This window comes from Rhizobium sp. TH2 (assembly GCF_024707525.1).
GTDB lineage: Bacteria > Pseudomonadota > Alphaproteobacteria > Rhizobiales > Rhizobiaceae > Rhizobium_E.
Genome location: NZ_CP062231.1, coordinates 438,322 through 463,014, shown reverse-complemented (window position 1 = coordinate 463,014; position 24,693 = coordinate 438,322). Strand labels below are relative to the sequence as shown.

Annotated in this window: 18 protein-coding genes and 2 pseudogenes; 8 read left to right on the top strand and 12 right to left on the bottom strand. The window is 61.5% G+C overall.

Translation table 11 applies throughout. The annotated features are described in order from the left end of the window. Nucleotides 1-4: 4 nt before the first annotated feature. The 4 genes from phnE to psrA all read right to left on the bottom strand — a co-directional run bounded on the left by phnE (nucleotide 5) and on the right by psrA (nucleotide 3,756). A complete protein-coding gene (gene phnE, locus IHQ71_RS02345; RefSeq protein ID WP_258160287.1) occupies nucleotides 5-832 on the bottom strand; it encodes a phosphonate ABC transporter, permease protein PhnE in 828 nt (275 codons plus the stop codon). Beyond that, nucleotides 832-1,653: a phosphonate ABC transporter ATP-binding protein gene (gene phnC / locus IHQ71_RS02340; protein ID WP_258160286.1), complete on the bottom strand. Its 822-nt coding sequence runs from the start codon at nucleotides 1,651-1,653 to the stop codon at nucleotides 832-834. The genes phnE and phnC overlap by 1 nt, the downstream gene beginning before the upstream one ends. After that, nucleotides 1,650-2,564 (bottom strand): phosphate/phosphite/phosphonate ABC transporter substrate-binding protein, encoded by a 915-nt coding sequence (locus IHQ71_RS02335; protein WP_258160285.1) that lies wholly within the window; start codon nucleotides 2,562-2,564, stop codon nucleotides 1,650-1,652. Before IHQ71_RS02335 ends, phnC begins: the two co-directional genes overlap by 4 nt. A gap of 64 nt (nucleotides 2,565-2,628) precedes the next feature. Then, entirely contained in the window at nucleotides 2,629-3,756 is a 1,128-nt protein-coding gene (gene psrA / locus IHQ71_RS02330) for an iron-containing alcohol dehydrogenase PsrA (RefSeq protein WP_258160284.1), read from the bottom strand. Between the two features lie 94 nt (nucleotides 3,757-3,850). Here psrA and IHQ71_RS02325 point away from each other — a divergent pair, with 94 nt between their 5' ends. The 4 genes from IHQ71_RS02325 to phnY (IHQ71_RS02310) all read left to right on the top strand — a co-directional run bounded on the left by IHQ71_RS02325 (nucleotide 3,851) and on the right by phnY (IHQ71_RS02310) (nucleotide 9,385). After that, on the top strand, nucleotides 3,851-4,717 hold the full coding sequence (locus IHQ71_RS02325; RefSeq protein ID WP_258160283.1) for a LysR substrate-binding domain-containing protein: 867 nt from the start codon (nucleotides 3,851-3,853) through the stop codon (nucleotides 4,715-4,717). Between the two features lie 109 nt (nucleotides 4,718-4,826). Beyond that, on the top strand, nucleotides 4,827-6,503 hold the full coding sequence (locus IHQ71_RS02320; protein WP_258160282.1) for a Na/Pi cotransporter family protein: 1,677 nt from the start codon (nucleotides 4,827-4,829) through the stop codon (nucleotides 6,501-6,503). Nucleotides 6,504-6,623: 120 nt separating this feature from the next. Next, a complete protein-coding gene (phnA, locus tag IHQ71_RS02315; protein WP_258160281.1) occupies nucleotides 6,624-7,892 on the top strand; it encodes a phosphonoacetate hydrolase in 1,269 nt (422 codons plus the stop codon). 38 nt (nucleotides 7,893-7,930) lie between these two features. After that, nucleotides 7,931-9,385 carry a phosphonoacetaldehyde dehydrogenase gene (phnY, locus tag IHQ71_RS02310; protein ID WP_258160280.1) on the top strand — a complete coding sequence of 485 codons (1,455 nt, stop codon included), beginning with the start codon at nucleotides 7,931-7,933 and terminating at the stop codon, nucleotides 9,383-9,385. Nucleotides 9,386-9,496: 111 nt separating this feature from the next. Here the strand turns inward: phnY (IHQ71_RS02310) and IHQ71_RS02305 are convergent. From IHQ71_RS02305 to IHQ71_RS02280, 6 genes and pseudogenes are all read right to left on the bottom strand, one after another. Beyond that, nucleotides 9,497-11,946 (bottom strand): annotated as a pseudogene (locus IHQ71_RS02305) (FAD-dependent oxidoreductase). 88 nt (nucleotides 11,947-12,034) lie between these two features. Continuing rightward, the gene (locus IHQ71_RS02300) at nucleotides 12,035-12,814 is read right to left on the bottom strand and encodes a DeoR/GlpR family DNA-binding transcription regulator (RefSeq protein ID WP_258160279.1); all 780 of its coding nucleotides are present in this window, start codon (nucleotides 12,812-12,814) and stop codon (nucleotides 12,035-12,037) included. A 186-nt stretch (nucleotides 12,815-13,000) separates the two neighbouring features. Further along, entirely contained in the window at nucleotides 13,001-14,923 is a 1,923-nt protein-coding gene (locus IHQ71_RS02295; protein WP_374990073.1) for a putative 2-aminoethylphosphonate ABC transporter permease subunit, read from the bottom strand. Between the two features lie 562 nt (nucleotides 14,924-15,485). Further along, a pseudogene (phnY, locus tag IHQ71_RS02290) lies at nucleotides 15,486-16,763 on the bottom strand (phosphonoacetaldehyde dehydrogenase); the annotation flags it as partial. Next, nucleotides 16,763-18,031, bottom strand: a complete 1,269-nt coding sequence (gene phnA, locus IHQ71_RS02285; RefSeq protein ID WP_258160277.1) for a phosphonoacetate hydrolase — start codon at nucleotides 18,029-18,031, stop codon at nucleotides 16,763-16,765. The pseudogene phnY (IHQ71_RS02290) and the gene phnA (IHQ71_RS02285), both read right to left, overlap by 1 nt. A 19-nt stretch (nucleotides 18,032-18,050) precedes the next feature. Beyond that, entirely contained in the window at nucleotides 18,051-19,253 is a 1,203-nt protein-coding gene (locus IHQ71_RS02280; protein ID WP_258160276.1) for a 2-aminoethylphosphonate--pyruvate transaminase, read from the bottom strand. A gap of 239 nt (nucleotides 19,254-19,492) precedes the next feature. Here IHQ71_RS02280 and IHQ71_RS02275 point away from each other — a divergent pair, with 239 nt between their 5' ends. The 4 genes from IHQ71_RS02275 (at nucleotide 19,493) to IHQ71_RS02260 (ending at nucleotide 23,930) form a co-directional block, all read left to right on the top strand. Then, nucleotides 19,493-20,374: a LysR substrate-binding domain-containing protein gene (locus tag IHQ71_RS02275; protein ID WP_258160275.1), complete on the top strand. Its 882-nt coding sequence runs from the start codon at nucleotides 19,493-19,495 to the stop codon at nucleotides 20,372-20,374. Nucleotides 20,375-20,541: 167 nt separating this feature from the next. Continuing rightward, nucleotides 20,542-22,257, top strand: coding sequence for an L-arabinonate dehydratase (gene araD, locus IHQ71_RS02270; protein ID WP_374989946.1), 1,716 nt, complete (start codon nucleotides 20,542-20,544; stop codon nucleotides 22,255-22,257). After that, nucleotides 22,232-23,173, top strand: coding sequence for a dihydrodipicolinate synthase family protein (locus IHQ71_RS02265; RefSeq protein ID WP_258160274.1), 942 nt, complete (start codon nucleotides 22,232-22,234; stop codon nucleotides 23,171-23,173). The genes araD and IHQ71_RS02265 overlap by 26 nt, the downstream gene beginning before the upstream one ends. Before the next feature lie 43 nt (nucleotides 23,174-23,216). Then, entirely contained in the window at nucleotides 23,217-23,930 is a 714-nt protein-coding gene (locus IHQ71_RS02260; RefSeq protein WP_258160273.1) for a FadR/GntR family transcriptional regulator, read from the top strand. Nucleotides 23,931-24,032: 102 nt separating this feature from the next. Here IHQ71_RS02260 and IHQ71_RS02255 read toward each other — a convergent pair whose 3' ends face one another. Together IHQ71_RS02255 and IHQ71_RS32000 are read right to left on the bottom strand one after the other, a co-directional pair. Beyond that, nucleotides 24,033-24,452, bottom strand: a complete 420-nt coding sequence (locus IHQ71_RS02255) for a hypothetical protein (protein WP_374989945.1) — start codon at nucleotides 24,450-24,452, stop codon at nucleotides 24,033-24,035. After that, on the bottom strand, nucleotides 24,340-24,663 hold the full coding sequence (locus IHQ71_RS32000; RefSeq protein ID WP_374989944.1) for a hypothetical protein: 324 nt from the start codon (nucleotides 24,661-24,663) through the stop codon (nucleotides 24,340-24,342). Before IHQ71_RS32000 ends, IHQ71_RS02255 begins: the two co-directional genes overlap by 113 nt. Nucleotides 24,664-24,693 lie beyond the last annotated feature (30 nt).

The following is a 24,693-nucleotide window of genomic DNA, read 5'->3' as shown; positions in this document are numbered from 1 at the left end:
CCTCCTAGATGACAGCTTTGCGGGCAAAGTGGGAAACCACCTCGCCAAGCGCGATGAGTGCGAGGACCGCAAGGACCACGAGCGTCACGCCGCCATAGTTGAACATTGCCATCTGACGGAAGAAGACCAGGCCGAGGCCGCCCGCGCCGACGAGGCCCATGATGGCGGAACGGCGGATATTGATATCCCACTCGAAGACGATCGTGCCGATAATGACAGGGAGAATCTGCGGCACGATGCCGTAATACATGACCTGGAACTGGTTGCCTCCGACGGCCCGGATCGCCTCGACGGGCTTCGGGTCGATATTCTCGATGGCTTCCGCGGTGATCTTCGAGATGAAGCCGACGGAGCGCATTGCAACGGCGAGGATGCCGGGCAAGGCGCCGAGACCGACGGCACCCACGAACAGCAGTGCCCAGATGATTTCGTGGATCGAGCGGGACAGCACCATCAGGAAGCGCCCCAGCGGATAGAGGATGAACCTGCTCGGCGTGACGTTCGCCGCGCCGAACCAGGCGACGGGCAGGGACAGGACGCAGCCGAGGATCGTGCCGAGCGTCGCCATCATCAGGGTTTCGAGCGCCGGCACGACGAGCTTGGGCACAAGCGACCAATCAATCAGGACGAAACGTTCGAGCGTGCCGGCGATGCCGAGTGCACCGCCCATGCGCGCCCAGTCCGTGTCGAACATGATCGTATCCCAGAAGCACCAGGTCAGCATGGCGGCGCCTGCGGCCACGATCAGCCAGTTCTTGGTGCGACGGCTGCGCTTGTGACCAAGCCAGGCGTCGAAACCGTGCTCCGGGAGGGACGCTGCGGCCATGGTCATCACAGCACCTCCATCGCGTAGATTTCGTCGAGGTCCTGCTTGCGCATTCCTTGCGACGGCCCGTCGAACTTCTTGTAGCCGTCCTGCATGCCGATGATGCGGTTACAGCTTTCGAGCGCCAGCTGGACGTCGTGGATGTTGCAGAGAACCGGAACTCTGAACTCCGTTGCCAGTTCGCGGATCAACCGCATCACGTCGCGCGATATCTTCGGGTCGAGCGCCGAGGTCGGTTCGTCGAGCAGCAGGAGTTCGGGCTTCTGCATCAGCGCGCGGGCAATACCGACACGCTGCCGCTGACCGCCCGACAGCGCATCGGCACGCTTGTCGATATGATCCTGCAGTCCGACCCGCTCCAGCAGATGCAGCGCCCGATCGATATCCTTGCGCGGGAACGCCTTGAAGAAGCTGCGGAACGCACCGGTGTAGCCGAGCCGGCCGGAGAGGACATTGTCCATCACCGACATGCGGTTTACGAGATTGAACTCCTGGAAGATCATCCCGATACGGCGGCGCAGATGACGAAGCTGTCTGCCATGGAGGGACCGCACGGATTGACCGAAGAGAACGATATCACCTTCCGTCGGTTCGACGAGCCGATTGATACAGCGGATCAGCGTCGACTTGCGCGCACCGCTCGGCCCGATGACGGCGCAGAAATCATCGCCATCGACGGCAAAATCGATCCCCTTGAGGATCTGCGGGCCGTTCGCGGTGTAACTGACCTTGAGGTTGCGCACTTGCAGGATCGACATTGCCGCCGCCGGGTTGGTCGTGGAGCCGCGCCATACGCGGCTCTCGACGATGTTGGTTTCGTGTCTCACTGGTTCGCCGCCTTTTCAGCTTCGACCAGCTTGCGGATGATATCGTAATCGCTGTCCTTCATCGCGACGAACTTCGTCGATTTGATGCCGTCGAAGAACGGCTTTGAAGCCGTATCTTCATGCAGCGTAAGGAAAGCTTCGCGGATCGCGGCCTTCACGGGTTCACATAGGTCGCTCCGATAGACCATCGGGTCCTGCGGGATGAGTTCGGACTGCCAGAGCACCCGGAAGTCCTCCTTGGCGGCCAGGCCGCGGTCGATGACATTGTCGAGGCGGTGGGTGGCGACGAAAGCGTCGTCGACACGGCCTTCCTTGACCGCCAATGTCGACTGGTCGTGGCCGCCCGTATAGACGACCTTGGAGAAATACTTCTCCAGCGCCGGACCCGTGCCGATCTTGTCGCCGAAGACCATGCGCGGCAAGAGGTTGCCGGAGGTGCTTGCCGGATCGGCCAGGCCGAGCACCGTTCCCTTCAGGGATTCGATGCTGTCGAACTTCGAATCCGCTTTGACGATGAGCACGGCGCGATAGCCCGGCCCCTCTTCCTGAAAATGACCTTTGGTCTTGGTGTAGGTGGCAAAGACTTCGAGCGTCGGATCCTTCTCCTTGGCAAGGACATAGGAATTGGGGCCATGCACGCCGATCTGGACCCAGCCGTTAACCATGCCCTCGATGACCGAGGCATAGGAGGTCGGCATGAAGAACTCGACCGGCTTGCCGGTCTTTTCCTTCAGCTTGTCCAGGAGCGGCTTGTAGATGTCCAGCTCCTGCGTCGTCTCTTCCGTGGGGATTATGGAGAAGACCAGCGTTTCGGGATCCTTGCACTCTGCCGCGAAGGCGCCCGCATTTGCATATGTGATCACTGCGCCGAGCGTTGCCAGGCCAGCGATAGTCCGTTTCAAAGTAGTCATTCATTCCTCCCAGACAAATGAGATTGATACGCCGGAGCCTCTGCTCGCGGCGGTTAGAAATGCGTCATGCCATTGCCATCCGCTTCTTTCCTCCATCGCCGGCGACGGCCAGAAGCGCGTCCCGTTTGCCTATGAAGTTCTGCCCCCGCTCCCCATCGAAGGCGAGCGTGATCAACTCGCGCCATTCCGCATCGTCGATGCCGTAATGACGATAATCCGTCGCAACGCCGAGGCCGTTCAGGAAGGCTTCCAGCTGCTCGGCGGCTTTGCGCGCATCCGTGCCGAAGATCGCCTGCAGACCCTCGGCGCAGATACCGCCCTCGCCCTCGACGCTTCGAATGATCATCGGGAGCGAGAAGGAGCAGGCGATGCCATGCGGCACGCCGTGGCGAAGGGTGATCGGATAGGACAGCGAATGGGCAATCGCCGTCTTGGTATTGGAGAAGGCAAAACCGGCAAGCGTGGCGGCCCGCGCCATCCGTCCGCGCAGTTCGACATTGGCGAGGTCGCCGACGAGCAGCGGCAGGGTTGCAAGCACACCCTTGGCGGCGGTCACGGCATGGGCCATCGAGACGGGGTTGGCGCTGCGGTTCCACAGGCTTTCGAGCGAGTGCGACAGAGCGTCGAGACCGGTCTGGATCGTCAGATCCCGCGGTTTTCCGACCATGAGCTCGGGATCGACGATCGAATATTCGGGATAGAGGCCCGGATGAGCGAGCGAATATTTCACGCCGCCGGCATTGTCCCAGACCGTGCCCCAGCAGGTAACCTCGCTTCCAGTGCCTGCCGTCGTCGGCACGGCGATCAGCGCCCAGGGAGAAAGAGGTTCTGCGCCGGGACGCTTTTTCAGATAGGCGTCCATGGCCGTGAAATCGCCACGCGCTGCGGCGAAGACCTTCGCCGAGTCGATCACGGAGCCGCCGCCGAGCGCAACGATCACCTCCGGCTGGCGGGGCAAGGTCGCGAACCGGGCGGTCTGGACCTCGAGAAGGGCGATATCCGGGTTCGGCGCGATGTCGTCCACGACTAGCAGCGGCGCGCCAGCCTCCTGTTCGAGGCGTGCGGCGAGCCCGCGGAAGAAGGCATCGCCGTAGGTTACCAGGACATAGGGGCGCCCGGCGATGGCATCGGCCAGCCGCATGAAGCTGCCGGAGCCAAAACGGACATCAACGGGATTTCGATAGGACCACACGGCGACTTCCTGTTCTGCAAATTGATTGGCAGGTGCACTGTGGCAAAGTCGGCATCTATTGACTAATACAAATCTTTGCGGATTATCATAGATTATGGCTATAGTTTTCACACACCTCCGTTCCTTCCATGCCGTCGCTGAAAATCGCGGCTTCACGGCCGCCGCCAATGCGCTGCACATCAGCCAGCCGACCGTGACGACGCAGGTGAAGGAACTGGAGGACCGCTACGGCGTCGAGCTGCTCGTGCGCCGGGGACGCCGGGTCGAGCTCTCGGAAACGGGTGCCGCGCTCTTTGACGTCACCAAGCGCATCATCAGCCTGCATGAAGAAGCAGAGGAGCTGTTGCTCAGCAGCGGCAAGCTCGAAACCGGCCAGTTGCGCCTGGCAGCCGTGGGGCCATTTCACGCAACGGAGATGGTTGCGCGTTTCCTTGCCAAGCATCCTTCGATCAAGATCAGCATGCTTCTCGGCAATTCCGACCAGACCCTGCAACGGATTCTCGATCTGGAGTCCGACGTCGCCATCCTCGCCCATGCCGTTGACGATCCCCGAATCTCTTCCGTCCCGTTCAGTACGCACGACGTCGTCGTCTTCGTGAATGTCGATCATCCCTGGTACGGTCGCAAAGACGTTTCGATCAAGGAACTGGCTGACCAGCCGCTCATCCTGCGGGAAGTCGGGTCGACGACGCGGCGGGCGCTGGAGCAGGCCGCACGTGAAACGGACATACCGATCCAGCCCTTCCTTGAGATCGGCAGCCGAGAGGGCGTGTGGAAGGCCGTCGAGCGTGGACTTGGGGTTGGCGTCGTCGCCGATTTCGAGTTCGTCGCCCACCCCCGGCTGGGCACGATCCGCTTTTCGGATGCCACGGTTCAAACCGAATATCGACTCTGCTGTCTTATGGAACGACGGAGATCGCCCAAGATAGAGGCCTTCATGAAATCCGTCCTGGCCCCTTGAAGGGCGGTATCTTCTATAGCTCCAGTCTATAGATCCATCGAAATTTTAAAATTGACGCATGGGCTCCGGTGGCCGACTGTTTCGTGTTCAAAACACAGGGAACATGTCAATGCACCTCTCCGCCGTCCTTCTCCACCTCGCCGGTGCGACCATGCTGCTGCTTTTTGCCGTGCACATGGTGCGAAGCGGCATGGAGAACGCCTATAGCGGCAGCCTCGGCTCGATGCTCGGTGCCGCACGGCGAGGTCACGCCAGAGCCGCGGCCGGCGGAACCGTCATGGCCATCCTGCTGCAAAGTTCCACCGCCGTCGCCATGCTGGCCTGCGGCTTTGCCGCAAACGGCATTCTCGCCGTCCCGACGGGCCTTGCCCTTCTGCTCGGCGCGGATCTCGGGTCAGCACTTGTCGTGCGGGTTCTGTCCTTCGATCTCAGCTGGCTGGTGCCGGTCTGTCTCTTTACCGGTGGGGTTCTGCATCTCAAGTTTTCAGCCCGAAGGACGCGCGAAATCGGCCGCATGGTGCTCGGGGTCGGCTTCGTGCTTCTGTCGCTGCGGCTGATCGGTACGGCGACGGCGCCGCTGCGGGATGGCGCGATGCTGCCATCCCTGTCGGGCTTCCTCGCCGATGATTTCATGACAGCCTTCCTGATCGGCGCGCTGTTCACCTGGCTCATCCATTCGAGCGTCGCGGCGATCCTCATGGTGGCGACCTTCGCCGGCCAGGGGCTGGTGCCGCTGGAGGCCGCCGTGCCCCTGGTGCTCGGCGCCAATCTGGGCGGCGGCCTGATCGCCTTCTGGCTGTCCCGCGGCATGACGCCGTCAGCCCAGCGCATTCCCGTCGGCAACCTGATCTTCCGGGCGACCGCCTCGTTCGCCGCCCTCGCGATCGTGGAGACGATGGCGCCGCCGATTGCCCTGCTCGGCAGCGGGCCGGCCGACGCCCTGGTCAATTTCCACGTGCTTTTCAACGCCGCGCTTGTGCTGGCGGGCCTGCCCTTCATCGCCGCGATGACGCGGCTGACGAGCCGCTTCCTGCCCGATGTGGAGGCCAAGCCGACAAGCGACGACCCCTTGCAAAATCGCGTCACCGCGCTGGACCGCTCTGTCATTGCCACACCGCGGCTTGCGCTCGCCAGCGCGACCCGTGAGTTGTTGCGCATGGGCGAGCTTGTCGAGGTGATGGTCCGCCCCGTCATGGATCTGCTGCGGGCGGGAGAGCGGCCGGAGATCGGCCGAGTGCGGGACATCGACAATGCCGTCAACCAAGCTCATACCGACATCAAGCTCTATCTCGCCGAGGTGATGAACCGTGGCCCCATGACCGCGGAAGAGGCGTCACGCAGCATCGAACTGACCGACTTCGCCATCAACCTCGAACATGCCGGCGACATCATCGCCAAGAACCTGCTTGTCCTTGCAGAGGAGCGCATGGACAAGAACTGGCGCTTTTCCGACGAAGGTTGGTCAGAACTCCTCGGCCTTCACGCCCAGGTCATCGAAAACATGCACCTCTCCCTCAACGTCCTCGTTTCGCAGGACCCGCCGTCGGCGCGCCAGCTCGTGCTCGAGAAGGAGAAGATGCGGGATATGGCGCGCTACACGCACGACAGGCATCTCCGGCGCCTGCAATCCGGCACGCCTGAAAGCATCGAGACCAGCGGTATGCATATCGAGATCGCGCGCGGGCTGAAGGAGATCAATTCGCTGCTGGTTACCGTCGCCTATCCCATCCTGACCCGAAGCGGCGATCTGCTGGCCAGCCGGCTCAGCAACGTAAACCATAGCTAGGATCTATCGAATGAATTCAGAATTGCAATTTTTCAGATGGATGAGTTTGCGGCAGATAGAAGCGGAAACAAAATGTGGACCCGACACCCTGCCAGGCCGCTCTCAGGAAGGAAGCTTCTCATGAACCAGATGTCCCCTATCACCGTCACCGCAAACGGACGCCACTATCAATGGCCGAAGGTCCCGGCGATCGCGATCTGCCTTGACGGCTGCGAGCCGGCCTATCTCGATGCGGCAATCGATGCCGGCCTGATGCCTGCACTGGAACGCATGCGCAAGCAGGGCACCGTGCGCACCGCCCACAGCGTCATCCCCAGCTTCACCAATCCCAACAACCTTTCCATCGCCACCGGCCGGCCGCCGGCCGTGCACGGCATCTGCGGCAATTACCTCTACAACCCGGCGACGGGCGAAGAGGTGATGATGAACGACCCGAAGTTCCTGCGGGCGCCGACGGTGTTCCAGGCCTTCTACGATGCCGGTGCAAGGGTCGCTGTCGTAACCGCCAAGGACAAGCTGCGCGCCCTACTCGGCCACGGCCTGAAATATGACGAGGACCGGGCGATCTGCTTCTCGTCGGAAAAGGCCGATACCAGCACGAAGGCCGCCAACGGCATCGACAATGCGTCCGAATGGCTCGGCCGCCCGGTGCCGGAAGTCTACTCGGCGGAACTGTCGGAATTCGTCTTCGCGGCGGGCGTCAAGCTGCTGAGGGAATTCCGCCCCGATGTGATGTACCTGACCACGACCGACTATGTGCAGCACAAATATGCGCCCGGCGTGAAGCAGGCCAACGACTTCTACGAAATGTTCGACAAATACCTCACTGAGCTCGACGCGCTGGGCGCCGCGATCGTGGTCACCGCCGACCACGGCATGAAGCCGAAGCACAAGGCCGATGGCTCGCCCGATGTCGTCTATGCGCAGGATCTCTTCGACGAATGGCTCGGAAAGGACGTCGCGCGCGTCATCCTGCCGATCACCGACCCCTATGTCGTCCATCATGGCGCACTCGGCTCGTTCGCGACCGCTTATCTGCCCGAAGGTGCCGACCGCGCCGTCATCATGGACCGGCTCCGCAAGATCGAAGGCATAGACCTTGTGCTCGGCCGGGAAGCCGCCTGCAGCCGCTTCGAGCTGCCGGATGACCGTATCGGCGACATCGTCATGCTTTCCACCGAGAACAAGACGATCGGCACCAGCGAGCACCGCCACAACCTCGAGGCACTCAACGAGCCGCTGCGGTCGCATGGCGGCCTGACCGAGCAGGCAGTACCTTTCATCACCAACAGGGTCCTGCCCGACCAGCCGGATGCCCCGATGCTCAGGAACTTCGATGCCTTCTATTTTGCAATCATGGCGGCGGCACAGACCGATAAGAAGGCCTGAGACGGCAACGGCGACATTCGATCCAAAGGAAAACATCCATGAACCGCCCCGAGACTTCCATCAAAGTCCGCCATGAACCGATGCGCATTGCCGGCAAGAAGGTCGATGCCGAGGGGGTGGTCGAAGTCCGCTACCCCTATACCGACACGGTGGTCGGCACCGTGCCGGCCGGCACCGCCGAGCATGCGCGCCAGGCCTTCGATATCGCTGCAAACTTCAAATCGAAGCTGACCCGCTACGAGCGGCAAAGGATCCTGTTGCGCACGGCGGAACTGCTCGACGCCCGCAAGCAGGAGATTTCCGATCTCGTCACGTTCGAGCTCGGCATCTCCAAGCAGGATTCGCTCTATGAAGTCGGCCGTGCCTTCGATGTCTTCACGCTCTCCGGCCAGATGTGCATCCACGACGACGGCCAGATCTTTTCCTGCGACCTCACGCCCCACGGCAAACAGCGCAAGATCTTCACGACACGCAAGCCGCGGAAGGCGATCTCGGCGATCACGCCGTTCAACCATCCGCTCAACATGGTCTCGCACAAGATCGCGCCGGCGATCGCCACCAACAACTGCATCGTCGTCAAGCCGACGGAGCTCACCCCGATGACCGCGCTGGTGCTGGCCGACATCCTCTACGAGGCCGGCCTGCCGCCCGAGATGCTCTCCGTCGTTACCGGCTTGCCGCAGGCAATCGGCGACGAAATGATCACCAACCCCAATATCGACCTGATCACCTTTACCGGCGGCGTGCCGGTCGGAAAGCTGATCGCGGCGAAAGCCGGCTACAAGCGCCAGGTACTGGAGCTTGGCGGCAACGACCCGCTGATCATCCTGAACGACCTCTCGGACGACGACCTCGCAAGAGCCGCCGACCTTGCGGTGGCCGGTGCGACGAAGAATTCCGGCCAGCGCTGCACCGCCGTCAAGCGCATCCTGTGCCAGGAGCGCGTCGCCGACCGCTTCGTGCCGATGGTGCTCGAACGCGCCCGCGCCATCGCCTTCGGCGATCCGATGGATCCGGCCACGCAGCTCGGCACCGTGGTGCACGAGAAGGCCGCGGCGCTCTTCGAAAAGCGGGTCCACATGGCCGCCGAACAGGGCGCCGACGTGCTCTACGATCCCGGCCGCAAGGGCGCCCTGCTGCCGCCGATCGTCGTCGATCGCGTGCCGCACGGCTCCGAACTCGTGATGGAAGAGACTTTCGGTCCGATTATACCGATCATCCGCGCGCCCGATGACGACGACGCGCTGATCGCGCTCTCCAACTCCACGGTCTTCGGGCTTTCATCCGGCGTCTGCACCAACGATTTCCGCCGTATGCAGAAATACATAGCCGGCCTCGACGTCGGCACCGTCAACATCTGGGAAGTGCCAGGTTACCGTATCGAGATGAGCCCCTTCGGCGGCATCAAGGATTCCGGCAACGGCTACAAGGAAGGCGTCATCGAGGCGATGAAATCCTACACCAACGTCAAGACGTTCTCACTGCCGTGGTGAAGTCGGCCGTCAGGACGACACGCGAATAGAGCGTGATGTCCAATCGGTCTTGCCAATTGCAGCCCCGGGACGGCAGAAGCATCTGCCGTCCCGAACCATGGATCCGTACCGTTAGACTTTGACGCGGAGCGCTTTCGGATCATAGGCCGGGGAGAGATGGACCGTCGCCGCAAACCGTTCGCCGGCGAGATCGATCTCGAAGCGGCCGTTGAGCAGGAAGTCCTTGTCGATGGCCGAATGCTGTTCGATGAGGCCGAGCGCGACGGAGTGGCCGAGCGTGTGGCCGTAGGCCGCCGAGCGCACTTCTCCGACCGGCTGACCATCCCGAAGGATCAATTCACCGCCCCACAGCATCGGCAGGGCGTCATCCAATGTAAGCTGCACGATGCGCCGTGAAGGCACGCCTTTCGCCTTTGCCGCTACGAGGGCATCGCGGCCGATGAAACCACCCGGCTTGTCGAGTGAGACCGCGAAGGCAAGGCCCGCTTCGTAAGGGTTGATATCGGGCGTCAATTCGCGGCTCCAGGCGCGATAGCCCTTCTCCAGCCGCAAGGCATCCAAAGCATAGTAGCCGCAATCGGCGAGCCCTAGGTCGCAACCCGCCTCGTGCAGGGCCTCGTAGACGCCGACGGCAAACTCCGCCGGCACGATCAGCTCCCAACCCAGTTCGCCGACATAGGTCATGCGGTTCGCGTAAGTGGTGGCATAGCCCACGTCGATCTCGCGTATCGTCGCGAAGGGAAACCCGGTATTCGAGAGGTCCGCGGAGGTGAGCCGTTCGAGAATGTCCCGCGATCGCGGCCCCATGAGCGCCAGAACCGAATAGGCCGACGTGACGTCTGTGAGCGTTGCATTCGCGTCGTGAGGTATGTGCTTGCGGATCCAGGCGGCATCGTGGACTGCCTGCGCCGAACCGGTGACGAGAAGAAAGCGATCCGCGGCGAGCCGCATCACGGTCAGATCGCTTTCATAGCCGCCGCGCTCGTTCAAGAGGCCTGTATAGACCGACCGGCCGATCTCGACATCGATCTCCGCAGCACAGATGCGGTTCAATACCCCGGCGGCATCGCGCCCCTGAACCAGAAGCTTGGCAAAAGATGTCTGGTCGAAAAGGCCGGCCGCTTCGCGCACTGCCTTCATTTCGCGCTTGACCGCCTCGTGCCAGTTCTGACGGCCAAAGGCGTACTCCGTCACAGGTTTCTCTCCATCACGAGCAAACCAGTTGGCACGCTCCCATCCCATTTTCGAACCAAAGCAGGCGCCCTTGGCGGCGAGCCGATCATAGAGCGGCGAACGGCGGAACGGCCGCGCGGTATCCAGCTCCCGGTTCGGCCAGGGCATGGCATAGTGCAGCCCGAGCGTCTCCTTGATGCGATCGTGCAGCCAGCGCGGATTGTTGTTGAAGGGCGCGAAACGGCTGATATCCACCGGCCACAGGTCCATAGTGGGCGCGCCGTTGACGATCCATTCCGCCAGGGCTCTGCCTGCGCCGCCAGCACTCGCGATGCCCATCGAGTTGAAGCCCGCTCCGACGTAGAATTCTTCAGTTCCGGCGCCTCGCCGAGAAGGAAGTTGTTATCCGGCGTAAAGCTTTCCGGGCCATTGTAGAACTTCTTGACCTCGCTCGTCGCAAGCTGCGGCACGCGGTGCAGCGCGCTTTGCATCAGGATCTCGAACTGATCCCAGTCGTCCGGGAGAAGCGCGAATTCGAAATCATCAGGAATGCCCTGCATGCCCCACGGCTTCGCCTCCGGCTCGAAGCCACCCATGACGAGACCGCCGACCTCCTCCTTGAAATAAATATAACCGTCCGGATCGCGCATCACCGGAAGGTCGGGGTGCACACCCTCGATTTTGCCGGTGACGATATACATGTGCTCCGCCGAATGGAGCGGCACCGATACGCCGCACATCTGGCCGACCTTGCGCGCCCACTGGCCGGCGCAATTGACTACGATTTCGGCCGAAATGGCGCCTTGATCCGTTTCCACGCCGGTGACTGCACCGTTCGTCACAGCAATGCCGGTGACGCGTACCCGCTCGAGGATGCGAGCGCCGCGGCTGCGGGCACCCTTGGCGAGCGATTGCGTCAGATCGGTGGGGTTGGCCTTGCCGTCGCCCGGCAGCCAGACTGCGCCGACCAGATCGTCGATCGCCATGACCGGCCAGAGATCCTGCGCTTCCTTCGGCGAGATCACTTCGATCGCCACGCCCTGCGCCCGGGCCGACGCGGCCGTGCGTTTGAGCACCGTCATTCTGTCAGCGGTACGCGCCACGGAGACCGAACCGCAATTCTTCCAGCCGGTCGCAAGACCCGTCCCGGCTTCCAGCTCGGTATAAAGCTGTGTCGAGTATTTGATTAGGCTGGTCATGTTGGCATGGCTGCGCAACTGGCCGACAAGACCCGCGGCGTGCCAGGTCGTGCCGCCGCTCAGCTGGCCTTGCTCCAGCAGCACCACATCCTTCCAGCCGAGCTTGGTCAGATGATAGGCGACCGAGCAGCCGATGATGCCGCCCCCGATGATGACGACCTGCGCCTGCGTTGGAAAATTCTGCACCATGAAACGACCTCCCAAAAAGATTGAAGGCCGAACCATAACAAGGAGGGCGGAAATAACAAGACAAAATGTTACAAAATATTACATTTTGTCACGAAGTGATCAGAGCGGGGCCTTTTCGCTCAAGTGCCTCGCAGATCGCCTGCGGCGGCCTGGTATCGACGATCACGCCGGCCGCCAGTTCGAAGCGTGGGATGCGAAGGGGCGTCAGCCGGCCGAACTTGGAACTGTCGAGCACGAAATAGGCCCTGGCCGCCATCGCGATCATGCGGGAACGCTGCTCGGCGCCGTTGCGGGTAAAATCCGTCACCTCGCCGTCTGGCGACAGTCCGCCGCCCCCGAGAAACGCCACATCCACCCGGAAATGATTGATCGCCTCCAGCGCGTCTATGCCGACAGCTGCTTCCTCCGCCGGGTCGATCTCGCCGCCGAGCATGTGCACGCGCACGAGCGGCTGGCGGCACATCTGCAGGGCAATGGATAGCGAAGTTGTACAAATCGTCAGATTTTTCAATTGCGTCAGCGCATGGGCCACCGCGAGGGTCGTCGTCCCCGAGTCGAGAAAGACCACCATGCCGTCGCGCACTAGACCCGCAGCGGCGCGGCCGATCGCGGCTTTTGCCGCGGCGTTCTCCTCGCGACGCTCCGTGAAGGCCGCTTCCGTCGGCTCGAAGAGTGTGGCGCCTCCATGAACGAGATCAAGCTCGCCGCGATCCGCCAGATGCCTCAGGTCGCGGCGGATGGTCTGTCGGGACACGTCGAAGAAGTCGGCCAGCGCGGTGATGCTGACCGTACCATCCGCAGCCAATCGGCGAAGGATCTCGCCATGGCGGCGCGGGGCAAGGGCTCTGGTGTTAGAAGCGTCTGACATGGCATCATTTGTGATCATTTTCGTCTTTTTTACAAGACGGAGCGAAAAGCGCCTCACTCTATACAGCAAAACCCATGGATTTGCAGCGAATTGGCACCAACTGCACGCAGTTTTGTTATATAATGTAACTTTTTGATGCCACGCCCCACGAGGATTGCCGGCAACAACACCCGGCGCCGATACCGGCTAACGCCAGGCCTGCGTGCGCGCGAGAAGGCGGCGGGCGATCAGGGCATGGATGAGCTTGGCGGCGACATTCGTATAGAAGATCATCATGCCCATCGCGGCAGCCGGCGCGATGTCGCCTGCGTCGTCCATGTTCAGCACTGCGACCGAGGCCAGCTTGGTATCGGTGGAATACAGGAATACCACTGCGGAAACCGTCGTCATGGCATTGACGAACAGGTAACTGGCAATGTTGAGAATGGCCGGCAGGCAGACCGGCACGGTGACGCGAAAGAACAATCTGTGGAAGGGTTGCTTGAGCGAGGCCGCGACGGATTCGAATTCCGAGTCCATCTGTTTCAGCGCCGTCAGCGCGGTCAGGTGAGCGACGGTGTAGAAATGCGCCACGGTGCAGACGACGAGGATTGTCATCGTGCCGTAGATGGAGTTGAGCGGGTTCGCCGGATTGTTGAAGAAGAAGATATAGGCAAGGCCGAGAACCATTCCTGGCACCGCCATGGGCATCATTGCGAGGAAATGGAAGAGGTTGCGGGCAAAGCGGAAGCCATCGGCCTTCTCGACCATATAGGCGCCGGCGAACACTACGGTAGAGCCGAAGAGTGCCGTCAGCAGCGCCAGCTGGATGGAGTTTACATAGGCAGCCCAGCCTCCGCCGTCCATCAGGTCGAAGGCGAAGTTTTTCAGCGTCAGTGTCAGATCATAGGGCCAGAATTTGACGACCGCCGCTATCTGGCACATCGCAATCATGCCGAGAATGAACAGACTGACCAGGATACAGAAGGCCAGACTCAGATAATCGGCACGCGGATTGGGCTTCGGGACGTAGGGCACCGCACGCGCGGAGAGCAAAGCCACCTGACGTTTCTGCATCTTTCGATCGACGGCGAAGGCCAGGACTGCCGGCAGCAACAGGATCACGGAGACGACCGCGCCCATCTCGAAATTCTGCTGGCCGATGACCTGCTTGTAGATATCGACCGCAAGCATGCCGTATTGGCCGCCGATCACCTTGGGCAGGCCGAAATCCGTGATGACGAGCGTGAAGACGACGAAAGCCGCCGAGACGATGCCATAGCGTGCCCCGGGCACCGTCACCGTCGTGAATGTGCGCCACTTGCTGGCCTTGAGCGAGGCAGCGGCCTCGTAGTGCCGCGCATCGGCAACCGACAACGCCGTCAGGATGATCAGGAAAGCATGCGGCAGAGTGAAGAACACCGAACCGATGACGATGCCGATGGGACCATAGATGGAGTGCCCCATTAAAATGTCTTTGAAGACGCCCTGGTTGCCAAAAAGATAGACGAGCGCGATGCCGGGTAACAGCGAGGGAACGAGAATCGGCACCGTCAATATGCCCCGGAACAGGCCTTTGAAGGGCATGCAACTGCGGGTAAGCGCCAAGGCCAGCGCGAAGGCGATCGATATCGTTATGACGGTGCTGATCGACGCCATGAGGACCGAGTTATAGATCGACCGGGCAAGGGCTGGGGTCGAAAAATATGTGGCGAAATTCTCGAAGCCGAGGCTCCTCGATGGCCGCAGCATGACCCGTCGGAATGTGGCGGAGTCGTAGTCGCGCCACTCGGCTCCCTTCTCCAGCTTGGAGCCCACGAGAAAGGCCGTGTCGTCCGTCATACCCCGAATGCGGTAATGCACGGGGCTACGGAACTTGAAGTCCGGGAAGAACTTGGTCACAGCCAGTCGTCCGTCGGAATTGGTGGACAGTTCCTGACCGGAGACGGCTTCCGTCTGCTGATTGAGCGCTTCGGCGGTGACGACCGGCGACCAGTTGCCGCCGGTTTCGTCGCTGACCTGGAATTCATACGTGGCGAGATCGAACTTGTAGGTCGAGAGTGACTTGGACAGCATGAGGAGGAGCGGCGCCGCGAGCGCGATGACCAGATAAAGCCCGATGACCGCCATGAATCCGACTTTGATCCTGTCGTCCGGCGAGGTTTCCTGGCGCAGGCTCGTGTAAGGCGGCACATGGTCGATCGTGTAGGTCACTTCACGCGCTCCTGGGATAGAGAAGCAGGCGATCGCTCGGAATATCCACCTGAATCACGCCACCAGTCTCGATGCTCAAACGGCGAACGGCATTGATCGAGAAGTCGGCGACAAGTGTTCTGTCGCCCAGCCTGGGCGCCGCCAGCCGCGTGCGCCAGAACATGCCCATGAATTCCATCTCATGTATCTCGGCGTCGATCAGGTTCTGCCGATGGGAGGTTGCGATGGCACGCGCGTCGGCGCCATAGGGAATGATGTCTACCGGTCGCACCACGGCCGTTACCGTGTCACCGATCGCGAAGCCGGCGGTCGGCGAAGAGAAATCCGACTGGCCAACCCGCACCTGCCCATCCGTCACCACAGTTGCCGCGAACTGGTTGGTCTCGCCGATGAAATCGGCGACGAAAAGCGATTTCGGATTGCGGTAGATTTCGGTCGGCGACCCCACCTGTTCGATGACGCCATGGTTCATGACGACGATCCGCCGGAAATCATTGGTGCAGACGCCGGAGGACAGGCCAAAGGCGGTGGAGTTGGAGAGCGCGATCAGGGCCTCGTCGTCATCGGGAGCCCTGACGATCGGGATGATCGGCGCAAAGGTCTCCTCCATGACGAGTTCGCTTGAATGCGGCACCCGATCGACAACGATGGGCGGAAGCAGCGCACCCTGGCGGCCGGGGTCGTAAAGGATTTCGGCGCCGGCCTCGGCTGCCTTATGGACGCGGACCTCGAAAATTTCTGCCGCGCGGGCATGCACCACGGTCCCTAGATCGGTCGAGCGATCCATGGGATCGCCGAATTTCAACTTCTTCGCCCGCTCCAGCACCAGCGGCACGAAGCGGTCGGCGACGCGCTCCTGGCAGAGTATGCGCTTGACCGCCGTGCAGCGCTGGCCGGAATTCTTCGTCGCCCCCGCTACCGCGAGGTCGGCTGCCCTGGCGAGATCATCGTCCGAGAGGTCGTTGAGGATGATCAGCGGATCATTGCCGCCGAGTTCCAGCACTTGGCGCTTATAATGGGCGTGGGCCGCGATCAGCTTGCCGACGGGCACGCTGCCCGTGAAGGTGATGAGGTCGAAATTCGGATTTGTGATCATCTCCATGCCGATATCGCCCGGCCAGCCAGTGACAACCGATAGCATTTCCGGCGGCAGGCCGGCCTCGTAGAGAATGTCGGCGAAGACCAGCGCCGTCATCGGGGTCAGTTCCGTCGGCTTCAGCACTACGCAATTGTTCGTCGCGACCGCCGGCGCTATCTTGTGCGCGACCATGTTGAGCGGATGGTTGAAAGGCGTGATCGCCGAGATCGCGGTCAGCGGCTCGCGGGTGGTGAAGATCTTGCGAGCCTTGCCGTGCGGTGTGAGATCACAGGAAAAGATCTCGCCGTCGTCGTGAATGCACATCTGGCCTGAGAGCGTCAGCACGTCGAAGGCACGGCCCACCTCGTAGAGCGAGTCCTGCTTGGAAATACCGAGTTCCAGCGTGATGAGATCGGAAATCTCCTCCTTGCGGGCGACGAGAAGTTCGGCAGCCCTGAGCAGGATGCGCTGCCGCTCGTAGCGGGTCAGCTTCGGCTGATAGGCCGCGGCAATCTCGAAAGCCTTGCGCGCATGTTCAGCGTTGCCGGCGGGGACGGTGCCGATGACGGCATCATTCCAGGGGTAGCGCACCTCTATCACGGCATCGGCATTCACGGCCTGGCCGGCGATCCGCATAGGTTCATGGCGGACCGCGAACTTCGTCTCCATCCTGGTCATCATACGCTCCCGGCCTGTACCGGCTGTGCCGCCGCGACGAGCGCATAGTAGAAGGCATCGAAGTTCCGCAGCGTGCCCGCCGACAGAAGTTCGGGAAGCTTGCGGTTGGCGATGAACGGCACCTGCTGCTCCGTGAGGCCGCCATGCGAGCGAAGCGGCTCATTGAGCGCTGCCAGGTCATGGCGGTGTTCGCTGGTGCCCAGTGTCTTGTTCTCTGAGGAGATGAGGACGATATCACCGATGCGGTCGTCCGGAAGCTCGAAACGAACGCAGGCCTCGGGACGGGAGAGAACCACGTCGATGCCCTCGATGGCCTTGAGACGCTCCATGATCTCCTCCTTGTCCGTAGCCTCAGGCAGATAGGCCGTGGCAAAGGATCCGAGCGCGCCGTGATGGACGACGTAAGGATCCGTGATCGGGAGAATGACCCGGGCCGCATCCTTACCCAGCCATTCGTCAAGCAGATCCTGGACATAGATCACGTCGGGCGATCCATCAGCCTTGTGCTTGGGTTTCATCCCGTGATCCGCGGTGACCACGATCGCGGCGCCCAGCGCATCGAGTTGGGTCAGATACTTGTCGAACATTTCGTAGAAGGCGTTGGCCTGGGGAACCCCGGGTGCGTATTTGTGCTGCACATAGTCCGTCGTGGTCAAATACATGACGTCGGGGCGGAATTCCCTGAGCAGCTTCACGCCGGCGGCGAAGACGAATTCCGACAGTTCGGCGGAATAGACTTCCGGAACCGGTAGGCCAAGCCATACGGACGCATTCTCGATGCCGTTTTCAGCCTCTGTGGACGTGTCGGATTTTTCGGAGGAGAAACATACCGCCCTGCCTTCGTCGAACTTCAACCCGTGGCCGAGAAGCGCACGAAGCTTGTCCTTGGCCGTGACGATGGCGACCTTCGCGCCAGCATCGTAGAAAGCCTTGAATACGGTCGGCGCGCGCAGGAAGCGCGGGTCGTTCATCATCACTTCCTTGCCGGTCTGCGGTTCATAGAGATAGTTGCCGCAGATACCGTGAATCGCCGGCGGCCGGCCGGTCGCGATCGACAGATTGTTGGGATTGGTGAAGCTCGGAATGACGCTCAGCGCGGTGCGTTCGGTGCCCGTGGCCCGAATGCGGGCAAGCGTGGGCATCAGGCCGGCTTCGATCGCCGCGTCGAGATAGGCCGGTTCGCAGCCGTCGAGGCAGATGGCGATGGCGGGGACGTTCGGCCAGGGATAGGTGCGGCGATTGGCGGTGATCTTGGACATTTGGTTCATCGAAAGTTCCATTCTTCGTTCAGGCGGCCAGACGGCTGCGTTCTTCAAGGGCAATCGCCGGAGGGGCGGCATTGTCGACCCCCATTTCGCCCAACGAGCTGCGGGCGGCTTCGACCACGCGGCGCATGACATGCTCGTCCATGCGGCCGATGCAGCCGATGCGGAAGCTGTCCACCACCGTGAGCTTGCCGGGATAGATGATGAAGCCCTTCTGCTTCATCAGCGCGTAGAAGCGATCGAAGGCGAAGGCGGGGTGAGCGGGGCTGAAGAAGGTGACGATGATAGGTGAAAGCCATTGATCGGCGAGCAGGGTCTCGAAGCCCGCCTCCCGCATGCCGGCGACCATCACGTCCCTGTTGCGTGCATAGCGCGCGCCTCGGCCGGCAACACCGCCCGCCTCACGATGCAGGCGCAGCGCTTCCATGAAAGCGGCCACGACATGGGTCGGCGGGGTGAAGCGCCACTGGCCGGTCTTGTTCATGTAATCCCACTGCGCGTGCATATCCAGGCTCAGCGAGTGGCTGCGGCCCTTGGCGGCCTCGAGCTCGGTCTTGCGGGCAATGACGAAACCGAAGCCCGGCACACCCTCGATGCATTTGTTGGCTGAGGATACGATCGCCTCGTAGCGGAAGTCGGCGATCCCGGCTGGTACGGCACCGAACGCGCTCATCGAATCCACCAGCAGCTTCCGGCCACGCGCGTAGACGATGTCGGAAATCTCCTTCAGCGGGTTGAGGATGCCGGAGCTGGTCTCGCAGTGAACGATCACGACATGGGTGATCGCCGGATCGGCATCGAGCATAGCTGCAACTTCCGGGCCACGCGGCGGCATGTAGTCGCCCTTGTCGATCGTGACGTGGTCGCGGCCCAGATAGCCCAGCGTCTGGGCGATGCGTTTGCCATAGGCGCCGTTCATCAGCACGAGCACCTTGCCGTCACGCGGCACGAAGCTGCCCAGCATCGCCTCGACCGAGAAGGAGCCGCTGCCCTGCATGGGGACGCAATCGAATTCGCCATTCTCATCGCCCGCAATATCAAGAAGCTGGCGCCGCAGATCGGCCGTCATGGCGCGGAAATCGCCATCCCACGAACCCCAGTCCCGCAACATTGCCTCCTTGACTTCATAGGCTGTGGTGAGCGGGCCAGGCGTCAGGAGATAGGGCTCGCCGAGTCTTGGTGATTCCAGCGGCGCGATTGGTTTCTCGAAGGCTGTGCTTGGCATTGTCTGTCCTCGCGTTGGAGTGTCGGCGATGACAATGCGGCTTGGGCATATATATGTAAAATCGTTCTTTTGTATGAATGTATAGATCCTGCTTATTCAATGCGACTGATGCCCAGCGGCACAGTTGGGATTCGTGGCTCTCAAGCTGAGCGCATTCCAAATTTATGCTTTGCCTCTTTACATAAATCAAATCGTTCGTTTTGATGGTCTTATCATCTCGGCATTCGGAGGCGCCGCCAATGCGTTACGTCCAGCTTCGTGCCTTTCACAATGTAGCGATCCATGGCGGCTTCTCCCGTGCCGCGGAGGCCCTGTTCCTGACGCAGCCTGCCATCTCCGACCAGGTGCGCAAGCTCGAGGAGGAATATGACGTCCTGCTCTTCAACCGAAACAAGAAACAAGTCACGCTCACTCATTCGGGCCAGCAGTTGCTGGAGATCACGCGACGGATGTTCGATGTCGAGCAACAGGCACTCGATCTCCTGTCCGAATCGCGCGCGTTGCGAGCAGGAAAACTGAGGATCGTCGCAGATGCCGCCCATCACTTGCTGCATATTCTGGCGGCCTTCAGGCGAACCTATCCCACTGTTCAGATTTCCATTAACAGCGGAAATACCGAAACGGTGATCACCAGTCTGCATGCCTATGAGGCCGACATCGGTGTCCTCGGCGAAATCCCGCAGGCGGGCGATTTCGAGGTGCTCAAGCTCAACTCCACGCCCATCATCGCCTTTGCGAGCCGTGATTATCTTCAGGCCGACCACGCGATAATGACACTGGACGAGCTCTCCAAACACCCTCTGGTCATGCGCGAGCGCGGCTCCAAGACACGCCAGAAGCTCGAAAGCATGGCCGAACAGTGCGGCGTGAAGCTCACGCCTCTGATCGAAGCCGAGGGCCGAGAGGCCGTCCGCGAGATCGTGGCCGCCCGCGGCGGCGTCGGCTTCGTGTCGTCTGCCGAGTTCGGCCAGGACTCGCGCCTCGTCAGGATCGAGATCGACGGTCCCGAAATGCTCATGGACGAGGCCCTGATCTGCTTGCGCGACCGCAGCAACGGCAAGCTCGTCCGCGCCTTCTTCGACGTTGCCCGCAAGCTGACAGAGGCAGTTTCAGGCCTCTGAGGCCCCGTTCACGGCGAAGCGACCCGAGCCGTCAATCCACCTTTTGGCGCAGATTCCCTGGCGTGATCGGTCGCTGTCCCATGGTGTCCACACCCTTGACCGCGAATAACTCCGATTATATGAGAATAACTGTCGGAAGGGTCGACCGGAGCATCAGGGGGAAAAGCATGTCGCGGAAATTGCGTTCGCAGCATTGGTTCGGTGGAATGGACAAGGACGCGTTCATTCACCGGAGTTGGATGAAGAATAGCGGTCTGCCCGATGACGCTTTCGATGGCCGGCCGGTGATCGGTATCTGCAACACATTTTCGGAATTCACGCCCTGCAACGCCCATTTCCGGGGACTGGTGGAGCACATCAAGGCCGGTGTACTGGAAGCAGGCGGCCTGCCTCTCGAGTTTCCGGTGTTCTCGTGCGGCGAATCGAACCTGCGCCCCACGGCCATGCTCTTCCGCAACCTTGCTTCCATGGATGTCGAGGAAGCGATCCGCGGCAACCCCATGGACGGCGTCGTCCTGATGGCGGGCTGCGACAAGACCACGCCGTCGCTGGTGATGGGGGCCGCATCCTGCGACCTGCCCTCGATCGTGATTTCAGGCGGTCCCATGCTGAACGGCCGGCTGAAGGGTCGGACGATCGGCTCCGGAACCGATGTGTGGAAATTCTCCGAGGATGTCCGTGCCGGCGTCATGCCGCAGAAGGATTTCATGGCCGCCGAAAGCGCCATGTCGCGCTCGGCAGGCCATTGCATGACCATGGGTACGGCATCGACCATGGCTTCGATGGTCGAAGCGCTGGGGCTGGCCCTGCCGGGTAATGCCGCCTGTCCCGCAGTCGATGCCCAGCGTGCCCGGCTCGGCCGGCTGACCGGCCGGCGGATCGTCGAAATGGTCGCCGAGGACCTGCGCCTGTCGAAGATTCTGACGCGCGAGGCCTTTGCCAACGCGATCCGCGTCAATGGCGCGATCGGCGGTTCCACCAACGCCGTCGTTCATCTTCTGGCGATTGCCGGCCGCATCGGCGTGGACCTTTCGCTGGATGACTGGGACAGATTTGGCCGCGACGTGCCCACCATCCTAAACCTCATGCCGTCGGGCCAGTATTTGATGGAAGACTTCTACTACGCGGGGGGGCTCCCTGCCGTGATGAAGGAGGTGGCCGATCTCCTGCATCTCGATGCGCTAACGGTCACGGGACAGAGCATCGGCAAGAACATCGATGAAGCGGAAAATCATAATGACGACGTGATTTTGCCGCGTGCCAAGGCGTTGACGGAAAGCGGCGGGATAGCGGTGCTGCGTGGCAATCTCGCCCCGAGTGGCGCCATCATCAAGCCCTCCGCGGCAACGCCCGCGTTGATGCGGCATCGCGGCCGCGCCGTCGTGTTCGAAACCATCGATCACTACAAAGCGCGCATCGACGATCCGGACCTCGAGATCGACGAAAGCTCGATCATGGTCCTGAAGAACTGCGGCCCCAGAGGCTATCCCGGCATGGCCGAGGTCGGCAATATGGCACTGCCTCGGAAGCTTTTGCAGAAAGGGGTACGCGACATGGTGCGTATTTCTGATGCGCGCATGTCGGGCACCGCCTTCGGTACCGTCGTCCTGCAGGTCGCGCCGGAAGCCGCCGTCGGCGGCGTGCTGGCACTCGTGCAAGAGGGCGACTGGATCGAGCTGGATGTCCCCAATCGCAGGCTGCATCTCGAGGTCAGCGACGCCGAGATTGCCGTAAGACGGGCGGAATGGACCCCTCCGGCACCCGCCATGACGGGCGGCTATCAGAGCCTTTATGTCGAGCGGGTCATGCAGGCGGACACGGGCGCGGACCTCGATTTTCTCGTGGGCAACCGGGGCCATGCGGTCCCCCGTGAGAGCCATTGAGGAGGCGGCGATGCACGAATTTCGGATCGATGAACTCCACGGCATCCACGCCATCCTCTATGCGCTCTTCGACCGAGATGAAAGACTCGATCGGGAAGCGATGCGACGGCAAGTCGAAATTTGCCTGGCGAGCGGCGTGCACGGCATGGCCGCCCTCGGTCTTGCAACGGAAGCCTCGAAGCTGGACGAGTCGGAGCGCATGATGGTCATGGATTGGATCATCGAAGATGCCGGCGGCCGCGTACCTGTCGCAGTCACGATTTTTGGGTCGTCCGTCGAAGAGCAGATTCGGCAAGCGCGGCATGCGGCGACGGCGGGCGCCGACTGGCTGATCCTTCAGCCACCGATGGTTGGCCAGTTCTCCGCGGCCGAGTACATCGGTTTCTTCGGCCGTGTCGCAGACCGGACCGATCTGCCGGTTGCCATCCAGAACGCGCCAGCTCTGATGGGGCGCGGTCTGACTGCCGCCGATATCCGCGATCTCGTACGCCGGCATCCCAACATCCGCCTTGTCAAAGGCGAAGGACCGGTGGTTGATATCGCCAATCTGATCGAAGTGACGGAGGGACAGCTTCCTGTCTTTAATGGGCGCGCGGGAATGGAACTGCTCGACAATCTGCGGATCGGGTGCCGCGGCCTTATCCTTGCCCCGGACTCCATCGATTACGCTGTGCGCGCCTACGAGTTTTTCTCCGACGGCTGGGATGACCACGCCGAAGAAGCCTACCGGCAGATGCTGCCCGGCGTGGTGTTCACCATGCAGGGTATCGAGAATCTGCTGTGTTACGGCAAGCGCCTTTTCGGCGTCCGTGCAGGGATCGAAATCCATGACCGCGCGCCCGCCATGCGTCCAACGGCGACCGGCCTCGACATGACCAACCGCTATGCAGCCTGCCTGGGTGGCTTTCCCGAATAGATGCGACGGGTTAAGAACGTGCAAGTATGACGGAGGGGAATGCATGAAAGCGATAGCGCGCGAGGATCGCGGCCTGCCCGCTCGCATTGCGGGTGATGTGGGCCGTCGCATAACACTCGGCGAACTGAAAGTCGGCGAGACGCTGCCTAAGGAAGCCGACATGCTTGCGGCGCTCGGTGTCAGCCGGACCACGCTCAGAGAGGCGTTGAAAATCCTATCGACGAAGGGCTTCATCGAAGCCAAGCCCCGGCTCGGTACGCGTGTTCGCGCGGCCGAATTCTGGAATACGCTCGATCCGGTCGTATTGGTGTGGCAGGGCGATGCCAACGATCAGGATGCGTTGGCCGAAGAACTCTTCGAGATTCGCGTTTCGACCGAACCGCTCGCCGCCCGGCTTGCTGCAAGGCGCGGCTCGGCGGGCGAACACGAGCTGATCAGGGATGCCTTCATTCGCATGTCGCAGGAACAGGCGAGCGTTCAACAGGCAATCGAGGCCGATATCGAATTTCATCTGCAGATCTTTCAGGCCGCGCACAATCGCTTCTTGCTACCCATTGCTTCGGTTATCCGCGCGGCTCTTTCAATCAGCATCCCCAAGACGATGGCGGCATCGGGCGGCTTTGGCCAGTCACTGACGCAACACGAAGCAATTCTGCTGGCCATCGAGGCTCGAGACGAAGAGACCGCATCGTCTGCGGCCGCCGAGTTGATCCGATCGACCTATTTGCGAAACTTCGCCGGTGCGCCCGAGCGTTGATCGGGCGCCCAGACAATCTCGGTCATATCACAGGTTGCAATTGGCGGCCCATGGTGCCAGACATCGTCGCGCGTGGAGTAATAAGCAGCACAGCGCCCGAATTCAGCATCTACTCTGGGAAGCGACTATTTTCGCCGGTCTCATCGTCGAATTGCGTGGCCGCTGCTGGGTGAAATCAACATCCTCAGGTACGGAAATGGGCTCGCCGGGCAGCCAACCTTCTTGCTCGGTACGACCAGTCGTCGTTTGCAGTGTGGTCTTCGGGGTCATTGGGAAATAGGGGTGCCAGCCGATGCCGAAGGGCATGGTCGATTCGCCTGTATTGGTGACAGCCATATGTAAATCCATGCCGGATTCAGTCATCACGAAGACCTGTCGCGCGGAATACCGGTAGGGAATCCGGCTCCCATCATGCATGTGACGAATCGACAGGCGGTCTGCCTGCTGATCTTCCACGGTCCAATCCTCGAGCCAACCTTCGCCATGAAGGTAATGGCGATCCCATTCCGGGTTGCGAGGCAAGGTGAATGTCCTGCCCTTCAAACACAAAGGTATTGCCCCGCACGCGGTTGCCGAAGGGCACCATTGGAAAGCCGGCGCTATCGGTCACGGCGGCATCGTCAAACGCAGGGCGCAGAAGCGGGACCCTACCGACTTCCAGGCTGAGCACCGAGCCTCCATTCGTCGAAACTCGGGCCTGGGTGGCACCCTGCTGCAGAACGACAACACTCATCGCGGCCTCATCTGCTTGTGTGAAGATTGT